General features: G+C 69.9%; 15 protein-coding genes and 5 tRNA genes. 13 read left to right on the forward strand and 7 right to left on the reverse strand.

What is annotated here, in order from left to right:
* Positions 1-261 precede the first annotated feature (261 nt).
* Positions 262-780, forward strand: a complete 519-nt coding sequence (locus tag J5X86_RS00135; protein WP_208514831.1) for a hypothetical protein — start codon at positions 262-264, stop codon at positions 778-780.
* Positions 781-872: 92 nt separating this feature from the next.
* Here J5X86_RS00135 and J5X86_RS50280 read toward each other — a convergent pair whose 3' ends face one another.
* The 5 genes from J5X86_RS50280 to J5X86_RS00160 all read right to left on the reverse strand — a co-directional run bounded on the left by J5X86_RS50280 (position 873) and on the right by J5X86_RS00160 (position 6132).
* Positions 873-1568, reverse strand: a complete 696-nt coding sequence (locus tag J5X86_RS50280) for a right-handed parallel beta-helix repeat-containing protein (protein WP_243979155.1) — start codon at positions 1566-1568, stop codon at positions 873-875.
* A gap of 626 nt (positions 1569-2194) precedes the next feature.
* A tRNA-Lys gene (locus J5X86_RS00145) sits at positions 2195-2267 on the reverse strand.
* A 108-nt stretch (positions 2268-2375) separates the two neighbouring features.
* Positions 2376-4727 (reverse strand): DEAD/DEAH box helicase, encoded by a 2352-nt coding sequence (locus tag J5X86_RS00150; RefSeq protein ID WP_208514833.1) that lies wholly within the window; start codon positions 4725-4727, stop codon positions 2376-2378.
* Positions 4728-5004: 277 nt separating this feature from the next.
* Positions 5005-5583, reverse strand: a complete 579-nt coding sequence (locus J5X86_RS00155) for a hypothetical protein (RefSeq protein WP_208514834.1) — start codon at positions 5581-5583, stop codon at positions 5005-5007.
* A 198-nt stretch (positions 5584-5781) separates the two neighbouring features.
* Positions 5782-6132, reverse strand: a complete 351-nt coding sequence (locus tag J5X86_RS00160) for a metallopeptidase family protein (RefSeq protein ID WP_043235238.1) — start codon at positions 6130-6132, stop codon at positions 5782-5784.
* 218 nt (positions 6133-6350) lie between these two features.
* Here J5X86_RS00160 and J5X86_RS00165 point away from each other — a divergent pair, with 218 nt between their 5' ends.
* From J5X86_RS00165 to J5X86_RS00195, 7 genes are all read left to right on the forward strand, one after another.
* The gene (locus tag J5X86_RS00165; protein WP_208514835.1) at positions 6351-7958 is read left to right on the forward strand and encodes a metallophosphoesterase; all 1608 of its coding nucleotides are present in this window, start codon (positions 6351-6353) and stop codon (positions 7956-7958) included.
* An 81-nt stretch (positions 7959-8039) separates the two neighbouring features.
* Positions 8040-8115: transfer RNA gene (locus J5X86_RS00170), tRNA-Glu, on the forward strand.
* A gap of 185 nt (positions 8116-8300) precedes the next feature.
* A complete protein-coding gene (locus J5X86_RS00175; protein ID WP_208514836.1) occupies positions 8301-9122 on the forward strand; it encodes a DUF1684 domain-containing protein in 822 nt (273 codons plus the stop codon).
* A 202-nt stretch (positions 9123-9324) separates the two neighbouring features.
* Positions 9325-9399 (forward strand) — tRNA-Asp (locus tag J5X86_RS00180).
* A 4-nt stretch (positions 9400-9403) separates the two neighbouring features.
* Positions 9404-9477 (forward strand) — tRNA-Phe (locus tag J5X86_RS00185).
* Between the two features lie 335 nt (positions 9478-9812).
* A complete protein-coding gene (locus J5X86_RS00190; RefSeq protein WP_208514837.1) occupies positions 9813-10193 on the forward strand; it encodes an SH3 domain-containing protein in 381 nt (126 codons plus the stop codon).
* 238 nt (positions 10194-10431) lie between these two features.
* On the forward strand, positions 10432-11106 hold the full coding sequence (locus J5X86_RS00195; RefSeq protein WP_208514838.1) for a DUF4232 domain-containing protein: 675 nt from the start codon (positions 10432-10434) through the stop codon (positions 11104-11106).
* Positions 11107-11209: 103 nt separating this feature from the next.
* Here J5X86_RS00195 and J5X86_RS50285 read toward each other — a convergent pair whose 3' ends face one another.
* Positions 11210-11791 carry a hypothetical protein gene (locus J5X86_RS50285; protein WP_243979157.1) on the reverse strand — a complete coding sequence of 194 codons (582 nt, stop codon included), beginning with the start codon at positions 11789-11791 and terminating at the stop codon, positions 11210-11212.
* Positions 11792-12078: 287 nt separating this feature from the next.
* Here J5X86_RS50285 and J5X86_RS00205 point away from each other — a divergent pair, with 287 nt between their 5' ends.
* Together J5X86_RS00205 and J5X86_RS00210 are read left to right on the forward strand one after the other, a co-directional pair.
* Positions 12079-13437, forward strand: coding sequence for an MFS transporter (locus tag J5X86_RS00205; RefSeq protein ID WP_208514839.1), 1359 nt, complete (start codon positions 12079-12081; stop codon positions 13435-13437).
* Positions 13438-13570: 133 nt separating this feature from the next.
* Positions 13571-14662: a DUF1152 domain-containing protein gene (locus tag J5X86_RS00210; RefSeq protein WP_208514840.1), complete on the forward strand. Its 1092-nt coding sequence runs from the start codon at positions 13571-13573 to the stop codon at positions 14660-14662.
* Between the two features lie 221 nt (positions 14663-14883).
* Here the strand turns inward: J5X86_RS00210 and J5X86_RS00215 are convergent, their stop codons facing one another.
* A complete protein-coding gene (locus tag J5X86_RS00215; RefSeq protein WP_208514841.1) occupies positions 14884-16089 on the reverse strand; it encodes an ABC transporter permease in 1206 nt (401 codons plus the stop codon).
* Between the two features lie 110 nt (positions 16090-16199).
* On the opposite strand from J5X86_RS00215, the gene hrpA reads away from it, so the two are divergent.
* The 3 genes from hrpA (at position 16200) to J5X86_RS00230 (ending at position 20690) form a co-directional block, all read left to right on the forward strand.
* Positions 16200-20126, forward strand: coding sequence for an ATP-dependent RNA helicase HrpA (hrpA, locus tag J5X86_RS00220; RefSeq protein ID WP_208514842.1), 3927 nt, complete (start codon positions 16200-16202; stop codon positions 20124-20126).
* A 138-nt stretch (positions 20127-20264) separates the two neighbouring features.
* Positions 20265-20339: transfer RNA gene (locus tag J5X86_RS00225), tRNA-Asp, on the forward strand.
* 114 nt (positions 20340-20453) lie between these two features.
* Positions 20454-20690: a DUF6274 family protein gene (locus J5X86_RS00230; RefSeq protein WP_208514843.1), complete on the forward strand. Its 237-nt coding sequence runs from the start codon at positions 20454-20456 to the stop codon at positions 20688-20690.
* Positions 20691-20921 lie beyond the last annotated feature (231 nt).

Genomic DNA, 20921 nt, shown 5'->3' on the forward strand with positions numbered 1-20921 from the left:
GCCACCGAGCTCCGGGCACACCCGCTCGACCTGAACGCGACCTTGGGGAAATTTCCCCTGGGTCGTGTTCTTTTTTCGTTTCCACGAACATCACACGACTCGGCACAAAGAACTCCACCGACTTCCGCACCGGCTGAATATACCTTTACTGTGGCGGATGGGTGATGCTTCCGGTACTCCCGGATCCTGACTTGCGGAAATCTCGTTTAGGAGGTGTCTGCGGATCATTCGCGGAGAACCCGATATGGAGGCACCAGAACAATGCAGATCGGTAAGAAGGCAGCTCTCATCGCCGCGGCGGCCGCGGGCACAATGGTGGTCGGCGGCGCCGCTGGCGCGAGTGCCCAGGGCCTCTTCCCGCAGTCCAGCGGGGCTCAGCGAAACCTCTGCGAGACGGCGACCGGCGCCACCACCAACACCGGCGGCGCCGCCCTCACCGGCGACCTCAACATCGGCTCGGACTGCGTCAACTTCGCCAACAACGCTGGTTCGGTCAGCCAGTCGAACGAATGCGACACGGCCACCGGCACCACCATCATCACCGGCGTCGCCGCCCCGACAGGCGACACCAACATCGGCTCCGACTGCACGAACATCGCGATCAACGACGCCCCGGTCGTGGTCGTGCACAAGGACCCGCCGAAGAAGCACAAGGCCAAGGACCCGCACAAGGCCAAGGACCCGCACAAGGTCAAGAAGGTCCACAAGGCCAAGGCCGACCCGCACAAGGCCAAGAAGCATCACAAGGCTAAGGCCAAGAAGAAGGACTGCAAGCACTGACGGCCGATCTCGCGATCGAGCACGCGGCGCCCCCGGAAGCAACGACTTCCGGGGGCGCCGCGGCATTCAGCCGGGTGGTTCAGCGGCGTGTGTCAGCATCCCGCAAGAGCCGGCACGCATTGGTTCGGGTTGTTCCCGGAGACCGTGGTCGCGGTGAGCGAGATCGTGCCGCCGTCGGTGAAGATGCCGCCGCCTTGGCCGCCATTGGCCGTATTACCGGTGACGGTGTCGCCGATCATTTGTGTCGTGCCCGCGTGCTGGAACAGACCACCGCCGTTCAGCGTGGCGGTATTTTCGGACACGGTGGTGGCCACCACGCGCAGTGCGCTGCCCATATTGGCGATACCGCCACCGAAACTGCCGGCGGTGTTCCCGGCGACCCGGCCGCCGTTGATCGTGAGGTCTCCGACCGCGGTGGCGATACCGCCGCCCTCGAAGTCGGTGGTCCTGTTCCGCGCGACCGTGACGGCGGCCAGCAGCGTCGTTCCGAAGTTACTGACGCCGCCGCCCGAGCTGGAGGCGGTATTGTCGGAAATGTTGCCGCCCGAGACGCTGAGGGTGGCCGACGTATTGATGTGGATGCCAGCGCCGTCCCCCGCGAAATTGTGCGTCACATCCGTGGCCGAAAGCACCGCTGAGCCGCCCGAGGCGACCTCGATACCACCGCCGACGTTGCTCGCGGTGTTGCCCGTGACCTTGGCGTTGATCAGCCTCAGTGAGCCCGCGTCGAAGATGCCACCGCCGTCGGTGCCCGCCCCCGAAGTCGCCCGGCCGTCCGAGAAGGTCACGCCGTTGACCGTAAGGCTTCCACCGGGCGCGATCTCCGCGAGCCGGAAGTCGCCTGCGGACGCACTGCGTCTGATGGTCGCTTGGGTCCCACTGATGGTCACGTCACCGGTGATGAGCGGCAGTCCGTCGGGGCCGTTGGGGCCACCGGTGTACGCCGCGGTACCCAGCGTGTACACACACCCCGTGGCCAGGACGACGGGCCCTCCCGATGGGGAGTTGTTGGCCTCGCTCACCGCGGTGATCAGCGCAGCCACGTCCCCGCAGGGCACCGGGGCCGCCTTCTCGCCTGCCCCTCCCCCGCCTCCCTTCCCTTCGGCGAACGCCGGAGCGGAAACCGCCCATGCCGATACCGCCAGCGCCATGACGGGGATCAATCCGCGGATCGTTGTCGCGAGTCGCACGAGGAGTCTCCTTAAGCGTTTCCGAGCAGCGGGTCAGACGCAGCAGGTTCAGACTCTGCGGTCGAGTACCGTTCGGCATCTGCTCAAGCGCCGGTCGAGTGAGACTCGACCTTCTGTACGACGGGGGTGTGAACACCCCGCTCCCAGGCCGCGGAAGACCGCGCGACGGGACCTTCAGAAACGATGAAACCGCAGGTCACCGATGGCGCCTGCGGTTTCCGAGGTGGGTCATCAGGGGCTCGAACCCTGAACCAATGGATTAAAAGTCCACTGCTCTGCCAATTGAGCTAATGACCCGCACCCCCGCAGCATAGCTCGGCCAGGGGCCAACGCCCGAGCCAATACCCTCCGGGAGCGAAAGGCCGTGCAACAGCGCGGTGTTGCACGGCCCTCTTGACGGCCCGATCAGCCGTTGCGCTTCCAGCGCGGCTTGTCGGCGCGCCGGTCGATGGACGAGCCGCCGGAGCGCTCGTACGAACGGCCGCCGGTGGAGCCGCCCCGGTGGTCGTCACGGCGGGCCGGGCGGTCGTCGCGACGGTCGCGGTTGAACGGACGGTCCCCGCCACGGTGGTTGTGGTCGCGGCGCTCGAAGGAACGGCCGCCACGGTCGTTCTCCCGGCGGTCGCGGCTGAAGCCGCCACGGTCGTCACGGCGCTCGTACGGACGGCCGCCACGGTCGTCCCGCCGTTCGAAGTTGCCACGGTCGTCACGGCGGTCGCGGTTGAAGCCGCCACGGTCGCGGTCGTTGTTGTCCCGACGGTCGAAGGAACGGCCGCCACGGTCGTTGTCCCGACGGTCGCGGTTGAAACCGCCACGGTCGTCACGGCGGTCGTCACGGCGGTCGTCGCGACGGTCGCGGTTGAAGCCGCCACGGTCGCGGTCGTTGTTGTCCCGACGGTCGAAGGAACGGCCGCCACGGTCGTTGTCCCGACGGTCGCGGTTGAAACCGCCACGGTCGTCGCGACGGTCGTCACGGCGGTCGCGGTTGAAGCCGCCACGGTCGCGGTCGTTGTTGTCCCGACGGTCGAAGGAACGGCCGCCACGGTCGTTGTCCCGACGGTCGTACGAGGAGCGGCGCGGCGCCTCGTCGCCACCCGCGCCCTCGGCGGCGTCCGCGGCCTTCACCGCGGGCACGGTCGCGGGCTCCGCCGTACGCTGCGCCGGCAGCGTCACAGCGGCCTCGGCCACCGTCTCCGCCCCGGCCTCGGCCGCGGGCTCCGCCGGTGCCACGGTCTCGCCGCGCTCGCGCGCCGCCCGCGCGGACAGCCGGTCGGCCTCCTCGCGGAGCTCGACCGCGCGCCGCTGCACCCGCTCCAGCTCCCGGCTGAGGTCCTGCGCCTCGCGCTCGGCCTGCTTGGCGGCGTTCGAGGCCGCCTCCGCCTGCACCTCGGTGAGCGAACGCGCGCCCGTGATCTGGGCCACGTCCTCGTCGAACGCACCGCCGCCGCCGACGATGTGACGGGAGGCGTCGACGCCCGCGTCCTCCATCAGCCGGAAGATCTGGCGGCGCTGGTGCGGCAGGGCCAGCGAGACGACGGTGCCGCTCTGGCCCGCCCGGGCCGTACGGCCGGAGCGGTGCAGATAGTCCTTGTGGTCGCCGGCCGGGTCCACGTTCAGCACCAGGTCGATGCCGTCGACGTGGATACCGCGCGCGGCGACGTCCGTGGCGACGAGCACATTGACGTACCCGTCCTTGAAGTCGGCCAGCGTGCGGGTACGCGCGCCCTGCGTCATGCCACCGTGCAGCGCGTCGGCGCGTACGCCCGCGTCGCAGAGCTGCTCGGCGACGCGGTCGGCGCCCAGCTGGGTCCGTACGAAGATGATGGTGCGGCCCTTGCGCGCCGCGATGGCGGCGGTGACCGGGGCCTTGTCCTTCGGCTTCACGACGAGCACGTGGTGGGTCATCGTGGTGACCGCGCCCTGTGCCGAGTCGACCTCGTGGGTGACCGGGGCGACCAGGTAGCGCTTGACCAGGCTGTCGATCTCGTTCTCCAGCGTCGCGGAGAACAGCAGCCGCTGGCCGCCCTGCGGCACCAGGTCCAGAATCTCGGTGACCTCGGGCAGGAAGCCCATGTCGGCCATCTGGTCGGCCTCGTCGAGAACGGCGACCTGGACCTTGTCGAGGGACGCGGCGCCGCGGTCGATGATGTCGCGCAGCCGGCCCGGGGTGGCGACGAGGATGTCGACACCGCGCTCCAGCGCGTAGATCTGATTGCCCATCGAGGTGCCGCCGCAGACGACCTTGAGCTTGAGGCCGAGGACATCGCCGTAAGGCTGCAGCGCGTCGCTCACCTGCATCGCCAGCTCGCGGGTCGGGGTCAGGATGAGGCCCCGGGGGCGCTTCTTCTCGGTGTGTCCGCCGGCCAGCGTGGTCAGCAGCGGAAGACCGAACGAGAGGGTCTTGCCGGAGCCGGTACGGCCGCGGCCGAGGATGTCCTTCCCGGCCATGGCGTCGGGGATGGTCGCCGCCTGGATCGGGAAGGGCGTGGTCACGCCGTTCTGCGCCAGCTTGCGGACGATCTGTTCGGGGAGGCCGAGGTCGGCGAAAGTGATGTCGGGTGCCTTAGGGGTCTCGGGGGCTTCCGTGGCGGCTTGCTCAGAGGGCGCCGTTGACTCAGCGGGCGCCGCTGACGCCGTCTGGTCGGCAGGCTCGGCCTGCTCGTCGCGCTCGTCCCGTTCGAACGGCTCGGCCGGAACGGTCAGGTCGCTCGGCTCGTCGACAGCGGGCATGACGGCGTGATCAGTGGAAACGGACATGCGAAATGCGAAACCTTCCGGAGTCTCGGCACGCGCCCAAACTCCGTGTTGTCGCAAACGACCGCCTCTATGCGGTCAGCCACGGGATGGCAAGGAACGCGCCTCACGGCGCACTTTTTACGAGGCGCCGGGCAAATGGGATCAAACGATCTACCACCATACGCACCTTCACCCCTCAAGAGCAAATTAGCTCCGTCGGTGGTGGACAGCGGTGCCAGGCGTGGGGGTCTTCTGGGTCCGGGTCGTCGCGGGGTCGGCCCGTGGCGTCCGGTGCGGCTCAGCCCGCCGGCTGGGCCGACGGGGAGGCGGGCGCGGTCGGGGGCTCGGCATCGGTCGGCTTCGGGTCCGGCGCGCTCGGCGGCGGGCTCGTCGGCCGGGGCGCGGGTGGCGCGTCGGACGGGGTGGCGCCGCCCGGCTGCGGCAGGGCGGTGGGGGCCGGGCCATGGTGCGGGGCCCCGTGCTTACCGGGCGGGGCCGAGGGCTCGGTCTCGGGGTCGGTCGCGGAGGCCGAGGCCGACCGGTCCTCGCCGTCCTTCCGCTTCTCGCCCTTCTTCCCCTTCCCGTCCTTCTTGTCCCGGTCGGAGTCCTCGTACGCACGCCCCCTGCCGTCCGACCGCACCACCGCGCCGCCCGTGTCCGCCGCGTCGCCCTTCTGGTGGGAGCCGCGGTGTTTGTCCGGCCGCTCGGGGTCGTCGGCGATGCTCATGCAGCCGCCCAGCGCCATCGTGACGGCCACGAGCGCCGCGAGCGCCGCCCCGCGCGCCGCGGGACGGGGCGCGCGCCGGGAGGGCCGGGACGTCCGGGGGGAACGGGCGGTGCGAGGAGCGGGGGATCCGGGCACGGGGAATCCAGGCATGCGCGGGACACCTCCAGACGGCAGGGATGTGACGCCCTGCCCAACTGGCCCCGCCCCGCCCAGGACACGCATACGGCGCGGACCCGGCCCATCGCGTAGACCGCGCGTCCCACGTCGGTCGTAGGCGGGGGCGGCCGGAGGCCGAATACCGGCCGCGGGCCGGGGTCGGCAGAAGCCGGGGTCGGCAGAGTGCAGGGATCAGCCGTAGCCGAGCGCGTGCAGCCGGGCGTCGTCGATCCCGAAGTGGTGCGCGATCTCATGGACCACGGTCACCTCGGTCTCCTGGACGACGTCCTCCCGCGTCTCGCTCATCCGCAGCGTCGGACCCCGGTAGACCGTGATCCGGTCCGGCAGGACGCCCGCGTACCACTCACCCCGGTCGGTGAGCGGCGTCCCCTCGTAGAGCCCGAGCAGCTCGGGATCCTCCGCCGACGGCTCGTCCTCCACGAACACGGCGACGTTGTCCATGAGGCGTGTCAGCTCCGGCGGAATCCGGTCCAGCGCCTCGGCGACCAGTTCCTCGAACTCCTCGCGCGTCATCTCCAGCACGAGGCCATTGTCAGGCAGCCGGGCCCGGAAAAGGAGCGGTCCGCGCCAAGGCATCCGCGCCGGACGCAGGACAGGCACCTGGCGCGCCGCCACCGCACGGGCATCGGACGCGCCGCCACCTCCCCCGGCACCAGGCGCACCGCACCGCACCGCCCGCACAAGGCCCGCCCCCGCCCCACCCAGGCATACGCCCCCGTACGGCCGGGCATACGGGAGCAATGGCCCGCGAACCGCTCCGGCTGGTCCGTGCCACCGCTCAGCGCGCACGTACCGCGGCCGTCTCCCCCATTCGCCGCTTCCGCCGCCCCTCGCAGACGCCCTCCCCCGCCGCCTCCCCCGACGCCGCAGCGTTCGATCCCTCGGCGCTCAACCCCACCGCGCGCCCCCGCCCCCTCGTCCGCGCCGCCGGGCTGGCCGCCGTGACCGTCCTCGGCGCCTGGATCGGACTGCTGGTGGTCGGCAGCGTCCATATCTCCGTGGGCCCCATGGACACCCGGATGGCGCTGCGGCCGTCCCTCACCGGCGGCACCAAGATCAACGTGGCCCCGCTCGGCGCACTCGAGCTGGACAGCCACCACGCCCCCCTCCGCCTGGACGTGGATGTGGACCGGCTCGACCCCATACGGTCCCAGGCCCTCGTCGACCACCCCGAGCGGCTCTCCGGCCTGCAGGACGAGGTCGCGAGCGATGTCACCCGCGGCACCCTCGGCCTCGCGTTCCGCTCCTGCGTCGCCGTCGTCTTCGGCGCCACCGCGCTGGGTCTGGCGGTCTACGGCCGCCCGCGCCGGGCGCTGGCCGCCGGGGGGCTCGCGCTCACGCTGCTGACCGCCTCCGGGGGCGCCGTATACGCGACCTGGAACCCCAATTCCGTCCTGGAGCCGCGCTACTCCGGGCTGCTCTCCAGCGCCCCCTCGGTGGTCGGCAACGCGCGCAGCATCGTGAGCGATTTCGACGTGTATCAGCGGGAGTTGGCCCGGCTGGTGACGAATGTCACCCAGCTCTACGAGGCGACCTCGACGCTCCCCGCGTATCAACCCGATCCGACCACCATGCGGGTGCTGCACATCTCGGACGTCCATCTCAATCCGGCCGCGTGGCACATCGTGGAATCGCTGGTGCGGCAGTACAAGATCAGCGTGATCATCGACACGGGCGACACGATGGACCACGGCACCGCCGCCGAGAACGGCTTCCTCGACCCCGTCTCCGACCTCGGCGCCCCCTATGTCTGGGTGCGCGGCAACCACGACTCGGCGTCGACCCAGCGCTACCTCGCCCAGCGCAAGGGGGCGCATGTGGTGGACCACGGCGAGGTGATCAACGTCGCCGGGCTGCGGATCGCGGGCATCGGCGATCCGCAGTTCACCCCCGACCGTTCCAGCGCGGCCGCCGGTGACGCGGCCGAGCACAGCGCCGGGCGACGACTGGCCGAGGCGATCCGGGACCGTAAGGCCACCGACCGTAAGGCCACCGGCGCCCCGGTCGACATCGCCCTCGCCCACAACCCGATCGCCGCCCGGGAGACCGACGGCACGGTGCCGCTCGCCCTCACCGGCCATGTCCATCACCGCCGTACGGAGGTGCTCCCCGGCGGCACCCGGCTGATGACTGAGGGGTCGACGGGCGGCAGCGGGCTGCGCGCGGTGGACGACGGCACACCGGACACGGTGCAGGCTTCGGTCCTCTATCTGGACCGGGACACGCGACGGCTCCAGGCGTGGGACGAGATCGATCTGGGCGGTCTGGGCCTGGCGAAGGCCGAGGTCAGCCGTCATCTGCCCGCCGAGAACCGCCCAGGGGCGACGCCGACACCCACCACTCCGTAAACCGTTTTGGCGAACCTCACCGGCATCCCATATGCTTCTCGCGTCCCCGAAAGCGCCGCAAGGCGCCCAGGTGGGCCATCGGCCCTCATCGTCTAGTGGCCCAGGACGCCGCCCTTTCAAGGCGGTAGCACGGGTTCGAATCCCGTTGGGGGCACCACCTTCTTTTAGTCACCGCAGGTCAGAACGTACCTGTCGGTGACTTTTTTTATGCGCACACGCACTCCGGAAACCCCGGAACTCCCAGAACGCCCAGAACTCCCGGAACTCCCGGAATGACTTCCTCCCCCACGGGGTTGTACGCGACGGACCCGCCGCAGACCCCACGCACGCGAGGGAGCGCAGATGACCGTCCAGGACGTCGACCGGATGAGCTTCGCCGAGGAGTGGGAGCGGTGGCACCGCACCCATGAGCAGGCACTCGCCGACCCCCACGGCTTTCTCGCGATCACCAGCCTGCACTGGCTGAGCCCGGAGCCGGCCCGCTTCGAGGACGCCCCCGGGGCCTGGTCCAGCGGCCCGGAGGGCGTGGTCGTGGAGCTGGCCGACGGCGAGAAGCTGACGATCGACGGCACGCCGGTGCACGGACGGTACGTCTTCGGGGCGATCGCCGAGCGGGACAGCCTGTACGCGGGGTACGGCGACGCGGTGATCGAGGTCGCCAAGCGCGGCGGCCACGACATCGTCCGCCCCCGCCACCCCGGCAACCACCTCCGCACCGCGTTCACCCACACCCCCGCCTTCGCCCCCGGCCCCCGCTGGGTCCGCGGCGGCCGTTACCTCCCCTTCGACGAGCCGCGCGCGATCACCGTGGGCGCCGTGGCGGAGGGGCTGGAGCACGTCTACGACGCGCCCGGCCAGGTCGAGTTCGAGCTGAACGGCGAGACCTTCCGGCTCACCGCCTTCAACGGCAAGCGGCCCGGCAGCCTGATGGTGCTCCTCACCGACGCGACCTCGGGCGTGACCACCTACGCCGCGAACCGCTCCCTCCAGATCGACGCCCCCGACGACGCCGGCCGGGTCACCCTCGACTTCAACCGCGCCACCAACCTCCCCTGCGCCTACACCGACCTCGCGACCTGCCCCCTGCCGCCCACCGAGAACCGGCTGCCGGTCGCGATCGAGGCGGGCGAGCGGATCCCCCTGGAGCGCGGCGGCCGCCCCTGACCCGGGCCGCCGCCAGCCGTGTCCTGACCCCTCGGTGAGCGGTCAGGACACGGTCAGAGGTCTGATACGCTGATCCAGCGACAACGACGCGGCGGAGAAAAATCAAGGCCCCGGTTCGAAATCGCAAGGAGTGCGAATCCACGGCGGGAAATCCCGTTCGGACCGCACCCCACATGTGCGAGACTCGTGCTCGTACACGCAAGGTCCTGTGGAGCAGTTTGGAGTGCTCGCCACCCTGTCAAGGTGGAGGCCGCGGGTTCAAATCCCGTCAGGACCGCTGCGGCTGGGTAGCTCAGTTGGTACGAGCGTCCGCCTGAAAAGCGGAAGGTCGCCGGTTCGACCCCGGCCCCAGCCACCGCAGCCCTCGCCAGGGCACACGCCCTCTCCGAAGATCATCGGAGAGGGCGTTTTCGTGCTCGTGACATCACCTGGTGAACTGGCAGCACTTCACGGCGGCGCAGCACTCCGGGCTTTTGCGCTGCGCGTCGCATTCGAGTACGTCAGCTACACCCCTGCCGCCTGACGTCTACAGACGACCATTTCCAAGATCCTCTGCACCGCTTCCCCGCGCTGAACAGGCAATTCAAGACTTTGCCAAGGTTCCCTCCAAGGCCTGGCTGCCACAGTCGTGCCTGACCGAGCCCCTCGCCGGGACAGACACAGCCGTCTCCGCGACCAATGGAGGTAACCATGCAGACACGCCGTCTTCTGGCCGGTGCCGGCGCCGCCGCAGCCGTCGCACTCGGCCTCGTGGGCACGCCGAGCGCCCAGGCCGCCACCACCGGCGCAGCCGCTGTCACGTGCGGCAACGCGTACTGGCCGCACACCAACGACGATCCCTTCGGCGGCAGAGTGAGCAAGTCCTCCCCCGCCGCCATCCACACCGGACCGTACGGCGACTGCACCACAGTGGGCTATGTCTCTCCGGACGCCTGGGTCGAGTACGACTGCTACGTCACGAACGACCTCGGCCACACCTGGACGTGGGTCAGAGACGAGAACAACAGGAGCCTCGGCTGGATCTACGACAAGTACTTGGAGGACGGGGGCTCCAACTTCCGCTGCGGCTGAACGTCCGAGGGCGGCCAGCTACGGCCAACAACGACGGACGGGCCCCCTCCCGGTGCATCCGGAGGGGGCTTCTTCGTGTCCGTGAGGGATCACCGCGTTCAGTGCCACAGCGGCGCGTTAGCCGTGGGTTAGCCGATCAGCAGCGGCGGGGAGCAGGGTTGTTCCCAGGACGCAGAACGCACGGTGGACAACGCATCGCGTCCTCGGCCCACGCCTCAACCATCCCTGGGGGGATCCCATGTCGCGCACGACCGTTCTCCGCCGCACCCGCACCGTCGCCATCGCCTCGCTGATCGCCGCTGCCGCGTTCTCGCTCACGGCCTGTGGAGGCGGCGAATCCGACAGCGACGCCAAGGGGGGCTCGCCTTCGGCGACCGCGCAGGGCACGTCGGGGGGCTCGGGCGGTGGTTCGGACTCGACCGGCGGTTCCGGTGAGGACATCGACACCCAGGCGGGCAGCGCCTCGGGCGGCTCCTCTTCGGCGAGCCGCTGCACCAGCGACCACCTGGAGGCCGCGTGGTCGAACTTCGAGGGCGGTCCGGACATGGAGTACGACGGGCAGCAGACCGCCCGGGTGGTGCTGAAGAACACCGGCAGCACCGACTGCACCATGGTCGGCTTCCCGGGCGTCCAGCTCCAGGCCGAGCACGGCGAGACCTGGGACCTGCGGCGCACCGACGACAAGCCGAAGCCGGTCCGGGTCGACGCCGGCGGGCGGGTCACCTTCGACATCACCTTCCTGGCGTCGACCCGCGACGACGACAAGAAGTTCGCCCCGGACCAGGTCGTGATCACCCCGCCGAACGAGGAGACGAACCTCTCGCTGGACTGGCCGTACGGCGGCGCGCTGCTGGACCAGTCGGGCGCCACCCACCCGGGGACCTTCGTCGGCCCGGTCAGCGCGCCGGAGTGAGCCGGCCACCGCTGCCAGGGCACAGCCCCCTCCCGGGTCATCCGGAGGGGGCTTCTTCGTTGCCCGTGACACCTACGGGGGAACGCGTGTCTTGCATGAACGATCAGACGTTGGCGCAGATCGCGAAGACGCTGATGCCCACGTTGTCGGTGGAGGTCTGGCGGCCCAGCCCGATCCAGCCCCGTGCGTCATTGGTGGGGAAGCTGCCGACGAGGATGGCGGTGTCGCCCCGGGCCTCGGCACCGCCGCCGATGACCTTCTTCCCCGGCGGGCAGTACACCGTGCGCCGCTGGAAGTTCGGGACGTTCTCATTGGGCAGGGTGACCACCTCGTAGCCGGGCACGCCCTCGCCGGGGCGGGGTGCTTCTTGGGAAGCGGTCGCGTCCGACTGGGAACCGGCGGCCCCGGAGTTCTGGGAACCGGTCGCCTCGGAGCCCTGGGAGTCTGTCGCCTCGGAGCTCTGAGACTCGGTCGCCTCGGAGCCTTGGGACTCGGTCCCCTCCGAGCTCTGGGCCATGGTCCCCTCGGCGCTCTGCGACATGGTCGCCTCGGAGCCTTGTGACATGGTCGCCTCGGCGCTGTAAGAGCCGGTCGTCTGGTCGTCGCCGTCCTGTGTCGCCGACGCGACGCCTGGCGTCAGCGCCATGGTCAATGCCGCGGCAGCGATGACGAGCCTTCCACGCATGTGTGTCTTCTCCTTCGTCACGGGCCCCTGGACGGGACCGACACCGTGAAAGCGTGACCAGGCGAAGCAGAGAGTAAGGCATGAAAGTATGCAAATCCCACGAACGTGGGACGCGTAAGAGGCGTACGGGTGCAGCTCTCCCGAGCGGCCGAAGACCGCCGGTTCGCGCAGTGTCCCGGTGAGCGGAACGTCGCCATTCCCGCCACGAGAACCAGCGGCGAACAATCCCCGAACACAACCGAGCCGCAGGTCTTGATCCCATCCGAAGCGGCCATTGGAGAGCCGACATGGCAGACGTGAAGGGCAACCCGAGCGAAGTACGCAAGGCAGCGATCGCAAGTTTGTTCGGTAGCGCATTGGAGTGGTACGACTTCTTCCTCTATGGCACGGCCGCCGCGCTCGTGTTCAACACCCTGTTCTTCCCCACCTTCAATCCGCTGGTGGGGACGATCGCCGCCTTCGGCACCAACGCGGTGGGGTTCCTCGCCCGGCCGTTGGGCGGCATCATCTTCGGGCACTTCGGGGACCGGATCGGCCGAAAGTCGATGCTGGTGACCACCCTGGTGATCATGGGCGTCGCGACCTGTCTGATCGGCCTGCTGCCCACCTACGCCACCGTCGGGGTCTGGGCGCCGGTGCTGCTGGTGACGCTGCGGGTCGTGCAGGGCATCGCCGTCGGTGGCGAGTGGGGCGGCGGGGTGCTGATCGTCAGCGAACACGCGCCGAGCCACCGCCGCGGCTTCTACTCGGCCTGGAGCCAGACCGGCGTGGGGCTCGGGTTCGTCCTCTCCGCCGCCGCCTACGCGCTGGCCCAGGAGGTGACCACCAAGGAGTCCTTCCTCGCCTGGGGATGGCGCATTCCGTTCGTGGTCGGCATCCTGCTCACCGCCGTCGGACTGCTGATCCGGCTCCGGATCATGGAGACACCCGCGTTCAAGGAGAAGGAGTCGGAGCCGAAGAAGTCCACTCCGCCGCTTCTCGACGTCATCCGCACCCACCCCAAGTCCATCCTGATCGCCTTCGGCGCGCGGGTCGCCGAAACCGGTGCGAGTTACCTCTTCCTCACCTTCAGCCTCTCCTACGCGTCCGAGATCGGAGTGGGCAAGGGCGTGGTGCTGGCCGCGCTCGTGGTGGGGATGCTGTTCGAGTCGTTCGCGATGCCCGTGTTCGGGGCGCTCTCCGACCGCATCGGACGCCGACCGGTGTATATCGGGGGCGCGATCGCGGTGATCGTCTGGGCGTATCCGTTCTTCGCGTTGTTCGACTCGCGCAATCCGGTGCTGATCTTCGTGGCGATCTTCGTGGCGGTCGTGATCGGTCACGGGGCGATGATCGGCACCCAGCCGGCGTTCTTCACCGAACTCTTCGCCAGCCGGGTGGCCTACAGCGGGCTCGCCCTGGGGCATGAGCTGGCGTCGATGATCGTCGGCGGGTTCTCCCCCATCGTCGCCACCGCGCTGCTCGCCTGGTCGGGCGCGTCCTGGCCGATCGCACTGTTCCTCATCGGCATGGGCCTGGTCACCGTGTTCGCCGTGGCGGCCGCTCCCGAGACCAACCCGAACGTCCTCGGGGACGGCAAGGCCCGGCAGGAGGCCGAGGCGGAAGAGAAACCCAAGCCGTCCGATTCATCGCCGATTCATTCATAACCGGCCTCCATAACCGGCCTCCATAACCGGCCTCCATAACCGGCCTCGCCCTGCCCCTCCGGGGCGGGGCGACGGTCGGCGGGGCATGCCCGAAGTACGACGGTATCCGCCGTTCCGGCCGTACGCTGGGCTGATGACGCGGCTGATCGTGGCGGGGGGAGGTGGCGGGGACGCCGTTGCCGCCGCGGTGATCGACCGGGCTCTGTACGGGCACGGGACGGCCGACGACCGGGCGGTGGTCCTGACCTACGCCTGGGACCGGCTGCTCGTCGACCCCGTCCCCGGGCCCCGGGGAGCGGCCGACTTCACCGGGCTGCGGGCGCTCACGCCGAGCGTGTACGCCGTGCCCAAGGACGCGAGGCCGGTGGCGCCGGCCGGGTCCACACTGCCCCGGCTGGCCGCCGAGCTGCCGCACACCTTCGCGCTGCTCGACCCCCACCACGGGGTGGAGGGCATGGTCCGGCAGCTGGAAGAGCTGATCGAGCACCTGGCCCCGGCCTCCATCGACCTGCTGGACGTGGGCGGCGACATCCTCGCGCGAGGGGATGAGCCCACGCTGCGCAGCCCGCTCGGGGACGCGCTGTCGCTTGCCGCGTGTGCGCAGGTGACCGCGGAGATCCGGCTGCTGGTCGCCGGGCCGGGGCTGGACGGGGAGATCCCGGTGGAGGTGCTGCGCGAACGGCTGGGGTCGGTGGTCCATACGCTGACCGCCGAGGACGTCGCGCCCGTCGGCCCCGTCATGGAGTGGCATCCGTCGGAGGCCACCGGCATGCTCACGGCCACGGCGCGGGGGGTGCGCGGGCTGTGCGAGGTACGGGACGCGGGGCTCACCATTCCCCTGACGGACGACGGGCCCGTGGTCCATGAGGCGGATCTCGACGCCGCGTTCCGCCGGAACCGGCTCGCCGGGGCCATCGCCGACACGACCGGTCTCGCCGAGGCCGAGCGGCACTGCCGGGACAGCTGCGGATACTCGGAGATCGACTACGAGCGGGAGAAGGCCGCGCGGTCCGGGTCGGCGCCCGAGGGCCCGTTCCGGCCCAGGGCCGTACTGGCCGGGGTCGCCCGCTTCGCGGAGGAGGCCCGCGCCCGCGGGGTCAGTCACACCACCTTCCGCCACCTCACCGAGGCCCTCGGCCTGAGCGGTGTCCAACGCGCCGATCTGCGGGCCCTGCTGATCGGGACTCAGCCGGAGCGGTACGACGCCCCGCTGTGGCGGCTGTGATCACTCGGATGGGCTATAGTTGATCTCGCAACGCCGCCCCCGCGGGGCGGGAGTTGATGCGTCGGTCGTCTAAGGAAAGATACTCGTCTCCAAACGAGGGATGTAGGTGCAAGGCCTGCTCGGCGCTCCTTAGAGAAGTCCCTCCCCTGATCTCAAGGGGAGGGACTTTTTCGTGTGCCCGCACCGCACCGCACCGCGCCGCACCCCACCGCTCTCCCCCCTCAGCACCGCGTCGGCGTCGCCCTCGGCGGCCGCCCTCCCGGGTGGCGATGGCGCCAGGTCCAGAAGACCACGGCGGACAACAGACACCAGCCCCCCAGCACCAGGAAGGGGAAGGGGTGCTGGTGGCGGGGGAAGTAGATCGCGGTGTGCTGGGCGTTGACCGAGGCACCCGGCGGGAGCCAGCGGCCGACGGTGCCCAGGAGGGAGGGGAGCAGGGGCCAGGAGACGGCGCCGCCGGAGGAGGGATTTCCGAGGATCACCATCAAACCCCAGGTGGGGAGGAGCGCCCAGCGCCCGAAGAGGACGTTGAACATGGAGAACACCAGCCCCGAGGTGAACATCGTCAACGCCAGGATCGCCCACGACTCCGCGAAGGGGAGCCGGAGCGATTTCAGCCCCCAGTCGACGATCGCCGCGATCGAGAAGGCGCCGAGCAGGGCGTACGCGAGGTTGAAGGCGATCCGCTCGGCCGGGTTGAGCTCGGCGGCGTTGACACTGAGCTGGATGGCGCCGAGGAAGCCGATGATCGTGGCGGCCAGGGAGATGTAGAAGACCGCGAGTCCACGCGGATCGCCGGGCTGCAGCGGTTTCAGATCCCTCACCGTGACGGGCACCCCGGAGGCCCGGCCCACCTTGCCACCCGCCTGGCTGAGCACCTGGGCCACGGTCGCCCCCGCCGCGCCCGCGACATCCAGCTCGAGGCCATGGTCGCGCGCCCGCAGGATCGCGAAGACCCGCTGCTCCTCCAGGGACCAGCGGGCCTTCGCAAAGCTGGGGTAGGGGTGCAGCCGGAGGGACGCGTTCAGGGCCTTCTCCATCCCGGTGAGGAACCGGTTCCGCAGGGCGGCGTCGTCATCGGTGATCACGACGGCGGTGGGGATGTTCCGGGGGGTGGGGTTGGCGAAGGCGAAGGTGTACGAGCCCGCGAAGAGTCCCGCGCCCGCGGAGATGAGCAGCACGATGACGGTCGCGGGGAAGAAGGCGGTGTGCTTGAAACGGGCCCACGGGGAGAGCCGCTCCGCCCCGCCCCCGCCCGCGTCCGCCCCGCCCCCGCCCGCGCCGTTCGCGCCCCTGCCCCCACTCGCATCGCCCCTGCCCCCACTCGCATCGCCGCTGCCCCCACTCACATCGCCCCTGCCCCCACTCGCGTCGCCCCCGCCCGCGTCGCCCCCGCCCGCGCCTGCGCCGCTTTCGTCGTCCGCCATGCGCCCACGCTAGAACGGACAATCCCGGCATACCGCACGACGTGGCCCGGGCAACACCCGGCGGAAATGGTTCGCCAGTCGTTTTGCCGAGGTGAGATCCTGGGATCCGTATGTCCACCACGCCTGCCCCCGCCCTGCCCGCCCTGCTGGAGCGGCTGCCCGAGCTGATGCTGCGCGACCAGCAGCGGCTGGGCCGCCGGCTCGACGGTGCGCGCCGGATCCGTAAACCCGAGGCCCGAGCGGCCGTGCTCGGTGAGATCACCGAGGAGATCACGCGTGCCGAGCTGCGGGTCGCGGACCGCCGCGCCGCCGTGCCGGCCATCACCTATCCGCAAGAGCTGCCGGTCAGCCAGAAGAAGGACGCGATCCTCGAGGCCGTCCGGGATCACCAGGTGGTGATCGTCGCAGGTGAGACCGGCTCCGGAAAGACCACCCAGATTCCGAAGATCTGTCTGGAGCTGGGGCGCGGCGTCAAGGGGCTTATCGGCCATACGCAGCCACGCCGTATCGCCGCCCGCACCGTGGCCGAGCGCATCGCCGAGGAGCTGCGGTCACCGCTGGGCGAGTCCGTCGGCTGGAAGGTCCGCTTCACCGATCAGGTGGGGCAGGACACCCACGTCAAGCTGATGACCGACGGCATTCTGCTCGCCGAGATCCAGACCGACCGCGAGCTGCGCCAGTACGACACGATCATCATCGACGAGGCTCATGAGCGCAGCCTCAACATCGACTTCCTGCTGGGCTATCTGGCCCAGCTCCTGCCCCGCCGCCCCGACCTCAAGGTCGTGATCACCTCCGCCACCATCGACCCGGAGCGCTTTTCCCGCCATTTCGGCGACGCGCCGATCGTCGAGGTCAGCGGGCGTACGTATCCGGTCGAGGTGCGCTACCGCCCGCTGCTCGAGGAGGGCGGCGAGGACACCGACCGCGACCAGATCACCGCGATCTGCGACGCGGTCGACGAGCTCCAGGCCGAGGGGCCCGGCGACATCCTGGTCTTCCTCTCCGGTGAGCGGGAGATCCGCGACACCGCCGACGCGCTGAACAAGAAGCAGCTCCCGGTCACCGAGGTCCTTCCGCTGTACGCCCGGCTGTCGCACGCCGAGCAGCACCGGGTCTTCCAGAGACACACCGGCCGCCGGATCGTGCTGGCGACCAACGTCGCCGAGACCTCGCTGACCGTCCCCGGTATCCGCTATGTGATCGATCCGGGCGCCGCCCGGATCTCCCGCTACAGCCATCGCACCAAGGTCCAGCGGCTGCCCATCGAGCCGATCTCCCAGGCCAGCGCCAATCAGCGCAAGGGCCGCTGCGGCCGGACCAGCGACGGCATCTGCATCCGGCTGTACTCCGAGGACGACTTCCTCACCCGCCCGGAGTTCACCGATGCCGAGATCCTCCGGACCAATCTGGCCTCCGTCATCCTCCAGATGACCGCCGCCGGCCTCGGCGACATCGAGAAGTTCCCCTTCATCGACCCGCCGGACCGCCGGAACGTCAAGGACGGCGTCCAGCTCCTGGAGGAGCTGCACGCCCTGGACAGCAAGCAGAAGGACCCGCGCAAGCGGCTCACCCAGGTCGGCCGGAAGCTGGCCCAGTTGCCGGTGGACCCGCGGCTGGCCCGGATGGTGCTGGAGGCGGACCGCAACGGCTGTGTCCGCGAGGTCATGGTGATCGCGGCTGCGCTGTCCATCCAGGACCCGCGCGAGCGCCCCTCGGACAAGCAGCAGCAGGCGGATCAGCAGCACGCCCGGTTCAAGGACGAGTCCAGCGACTTCCTGGCCTTCCTCAATCTGTGGAAGTACATCCGGGAGCGGCAGAAGGAGCTGTCCTCCTCCGCCTTCCGCCGGATGTGCCGCAATGAGTTCCTCAACTACCTGCGCATACGCGAATGGCAGGACATCTACAGCCAGCTCCGCACGGTCGCCAAGACCATGGACATCCAAATGTCCGAACAGGACGCGGCGCCCGATCACGTCCATACGTCGCTGCTGGCGGGGCTGCTGTCCCATGTGGGCTTGAAGGACACCGATAAGAACGAGTATCTGGGCGCGCGCAGCGCCAAGTTCGCGGTGTTCCCCGGCTCGGCGCTGTTCAAGAAGCCGCCGCGCTGGGTGATGTCGGCGGAGCTGGTGGAGACGTCCCGGCTGTGGGCGCGGGTCAACGCGAAGATCGAGCCGGAGTGGATCGAGCCGCTCGCCCAGCACCTGGTCAAACGCACCTACAGCGAGCCGCACTGGGAGCAGAAGCAGGCCGCGGTGATGGCGTATGAGCGGGTCACGCTCTACGGGGTGCCGATCGTCGCCCAGCGGAAGGTCAACTACGGCCGGATCGACCCGGAGACCAGCCGCGATCTGTTCATCCGCAACGCCCTGGTGGAGGGCGACTGGCGCACCCACCATCAGTTCTTCCACGACAACCGCAAGCTGCTGGGCGAGGTCGAGGAGCTGGAGCACCGGGCCCGGCGCCGCGACATCCTCGTGGACGACGAGACGCTCTTCGACTTCTACGACCAGCGGATCCCCGAGCATGTGGTCTCCGGGGCCCACTTCGACTCGTGGTGGAAGCACAAGCGTCGCGAAGAGCCGGAGCTTCTCAACTTCGAGAAGTCGATGCTCATCAACGAGCGGGCGCAGGACATCACCAAGGACGCCTACCCGGACTCCTGGCGCCAGGGGAAGCTCAAGTTCAAGGTGACCTATCAATTCGAGCCGGGGGCGGACGCGGACGGTGTGACCGTCCACATCCCGCTGCAGGTGCTCAATCAGGTCACCGCGGACGGTTTCGACTGGCAGATTCCGGGGCTGCGGGAGGATCTGGTCACCGAGCTGATCCGCTCGCTGCCCAAACCGGTGCGCCGTCACTACGTCCCGGCGCCGAACTACGCCAAGCGCTTCCTGGAAAGCGCTGTCCCCCTCCAGGAGCCGCTGACCGCGGCGCTCGGGCGTGAGCTCCAGCGGATGGTGGGCGTACGGATCGAGCCGGAGGACTGGGACCTGGCGAAGGTCCCCGACCACCTCAAGGTCACCTTCCGGGTGGTGGACGAGCGGCGCCGCAAGCTGGCCGAGGACAAGGACGTGGAGGTGCTGCGGCAGCGGCTGCGGCCGAAGACGCGGGCCGCGATCTCCAAGGCGTTCGAGTCCTCCAAGGAGGGCGTGGGGATCGAGCAGCGCGGCGGGCTGACCCGGTGGACGGTCGGGACGCTGCCGCGCACCTTCGAGACGCGCCGCGGCGGCCAGCCGGTCAAGGCGTATCCGGCGCTCGTCGACGAGGGCGCCTCGGTGGCCGTACGGCTCTTCGACACCGAGGCCGAGCAGCGGGAGGCGATGTGGCGGGGGACGCGCCGGCTGATCCTGCTCCAGCTCCCGTCCAGCCCCGCCAAGTTCGTCCAGGGCAAGCTCTCCAACCAGGCCAAGCTGGCGCTCTCCAGCAGCCCGCACGGCGGTGTGCAGGCGCTCTTCGACGACTGCGTGGCCGCGGCGGCCGACCGGCTGATCGCGTCCCGTGGCGGCCCGGCCTGGGACGAGGAGTCGTTCCGCAAGCTCTTCGACGCGGTGCGCAGCGACATCACGGACGCCACGCTGGACACCGTGCGCAAGGTCCAGGAGGTGCTGGCGGCCTGGCAGTCGTGCGAGCGGCGGCTCAAGGACACCAGGAGCCCGGTGCTGCTGCCGTCCCTCACGGACATCAGGGAGCAGCTCTCGGAGCTCATCGCACCGGGCTTCGTGACCGCCCACGGCGTACGGCGGCTTCCGGACCTCATGCGCTATCTGGTGGCCGTGGACCGGCGGCTGCAGCAGCTTCCGGGCAACGCCGACCGGGACCGCGCCCGGATGGCGAAGGTGCGGGAGATGCGGGACGAGTACGCCTGGCTGCTGGAGCAGTTCCCGCCGGGGCGCCCGGTGCCCCAGGAGGCGCTGGAGATCCGCTGGATGATCGAGGAGTTGCGGGTCAGCTACTTCGCGCACGCCCTCGGTACGGCCTATCCGGTGTCCGACAAGCGCATCGTGAAGGCCATCGACGCGGCGGCGCCGTAAGGGTGTCCCAGGGGCTCCGGCGGCCTGCTGGAGCCCCGCCGGGCGCGAGTTCGACCGCACCCCCTGACCTGCTGTAGAGTCTGCATCGAAGCGCACACCAGCGCGGCGCGGGGCGACGAAGTCGCAGGCGTCACTGTTGGTCCTGTGGAGCAGTTTGGAGTGCTCGCCACCCTGTCAAGGTGGAGGCCGCGGGTTCAAATCCCGTCAGGACCGCTTAACCGGAAGGCCCGGATCCGTATATGGATCCGGGCCTTCGGCGTCTTGACGGCGCACCACACCCAGGGGTACCCAAGCTAAAAGGCGCGGGGTGCGCGGGAGGTGCGGCGTATGACGACGTCCGCGAGGCATGAGACCAGGGCGCTGCTGCGCGCCCATCTGGCGGCTGCCGCGGGCAACCGCCACTTCACCCGGCACTGTCCGATCTGCCACCGCCTGCTGCGGCTGGCGATGGAGCCCTCGGCGGCCGAGGAGGCGGGTGACGGGGCTGGCAACGGCGCCGGAGACGAGGCCGGCGACGGGGCCGACCAGGAGGCGACGGCCGCCGCTCCACCGCCAACTCGGTAAGCCCTTACCGCAGTTGCCCTTTAGCGCAACCAGTGAGCACAGGGCAATGGTTGGGCAGTGTGACGGGAGTCACCGAATGGGTTTCCGGAGTGAGGGAACTTACACCCCGCTCACCATGCGTCAATTTAATATGTGCAATTGCACCGTCTGTCCGCGCTGGCCCGAACGCCCCCCGAGGACCCCCCGGGAGCCCCCCGGAGACACTGCGGGACACCCCCGGGCAAGCCGAAC

It is taken from the genome of Streptomyces sp. NEAU-YJ-81, from assembly GCF_017592595.1.
In the GTDB taxonomy this organism is placed as follows: domain Bacteria; phylum Actinomycetota; class Actinomycetes; order Streptomycetales; family Streptomycetaceae; genus Streptomyces; species Streptomyces hygroscopicus_B.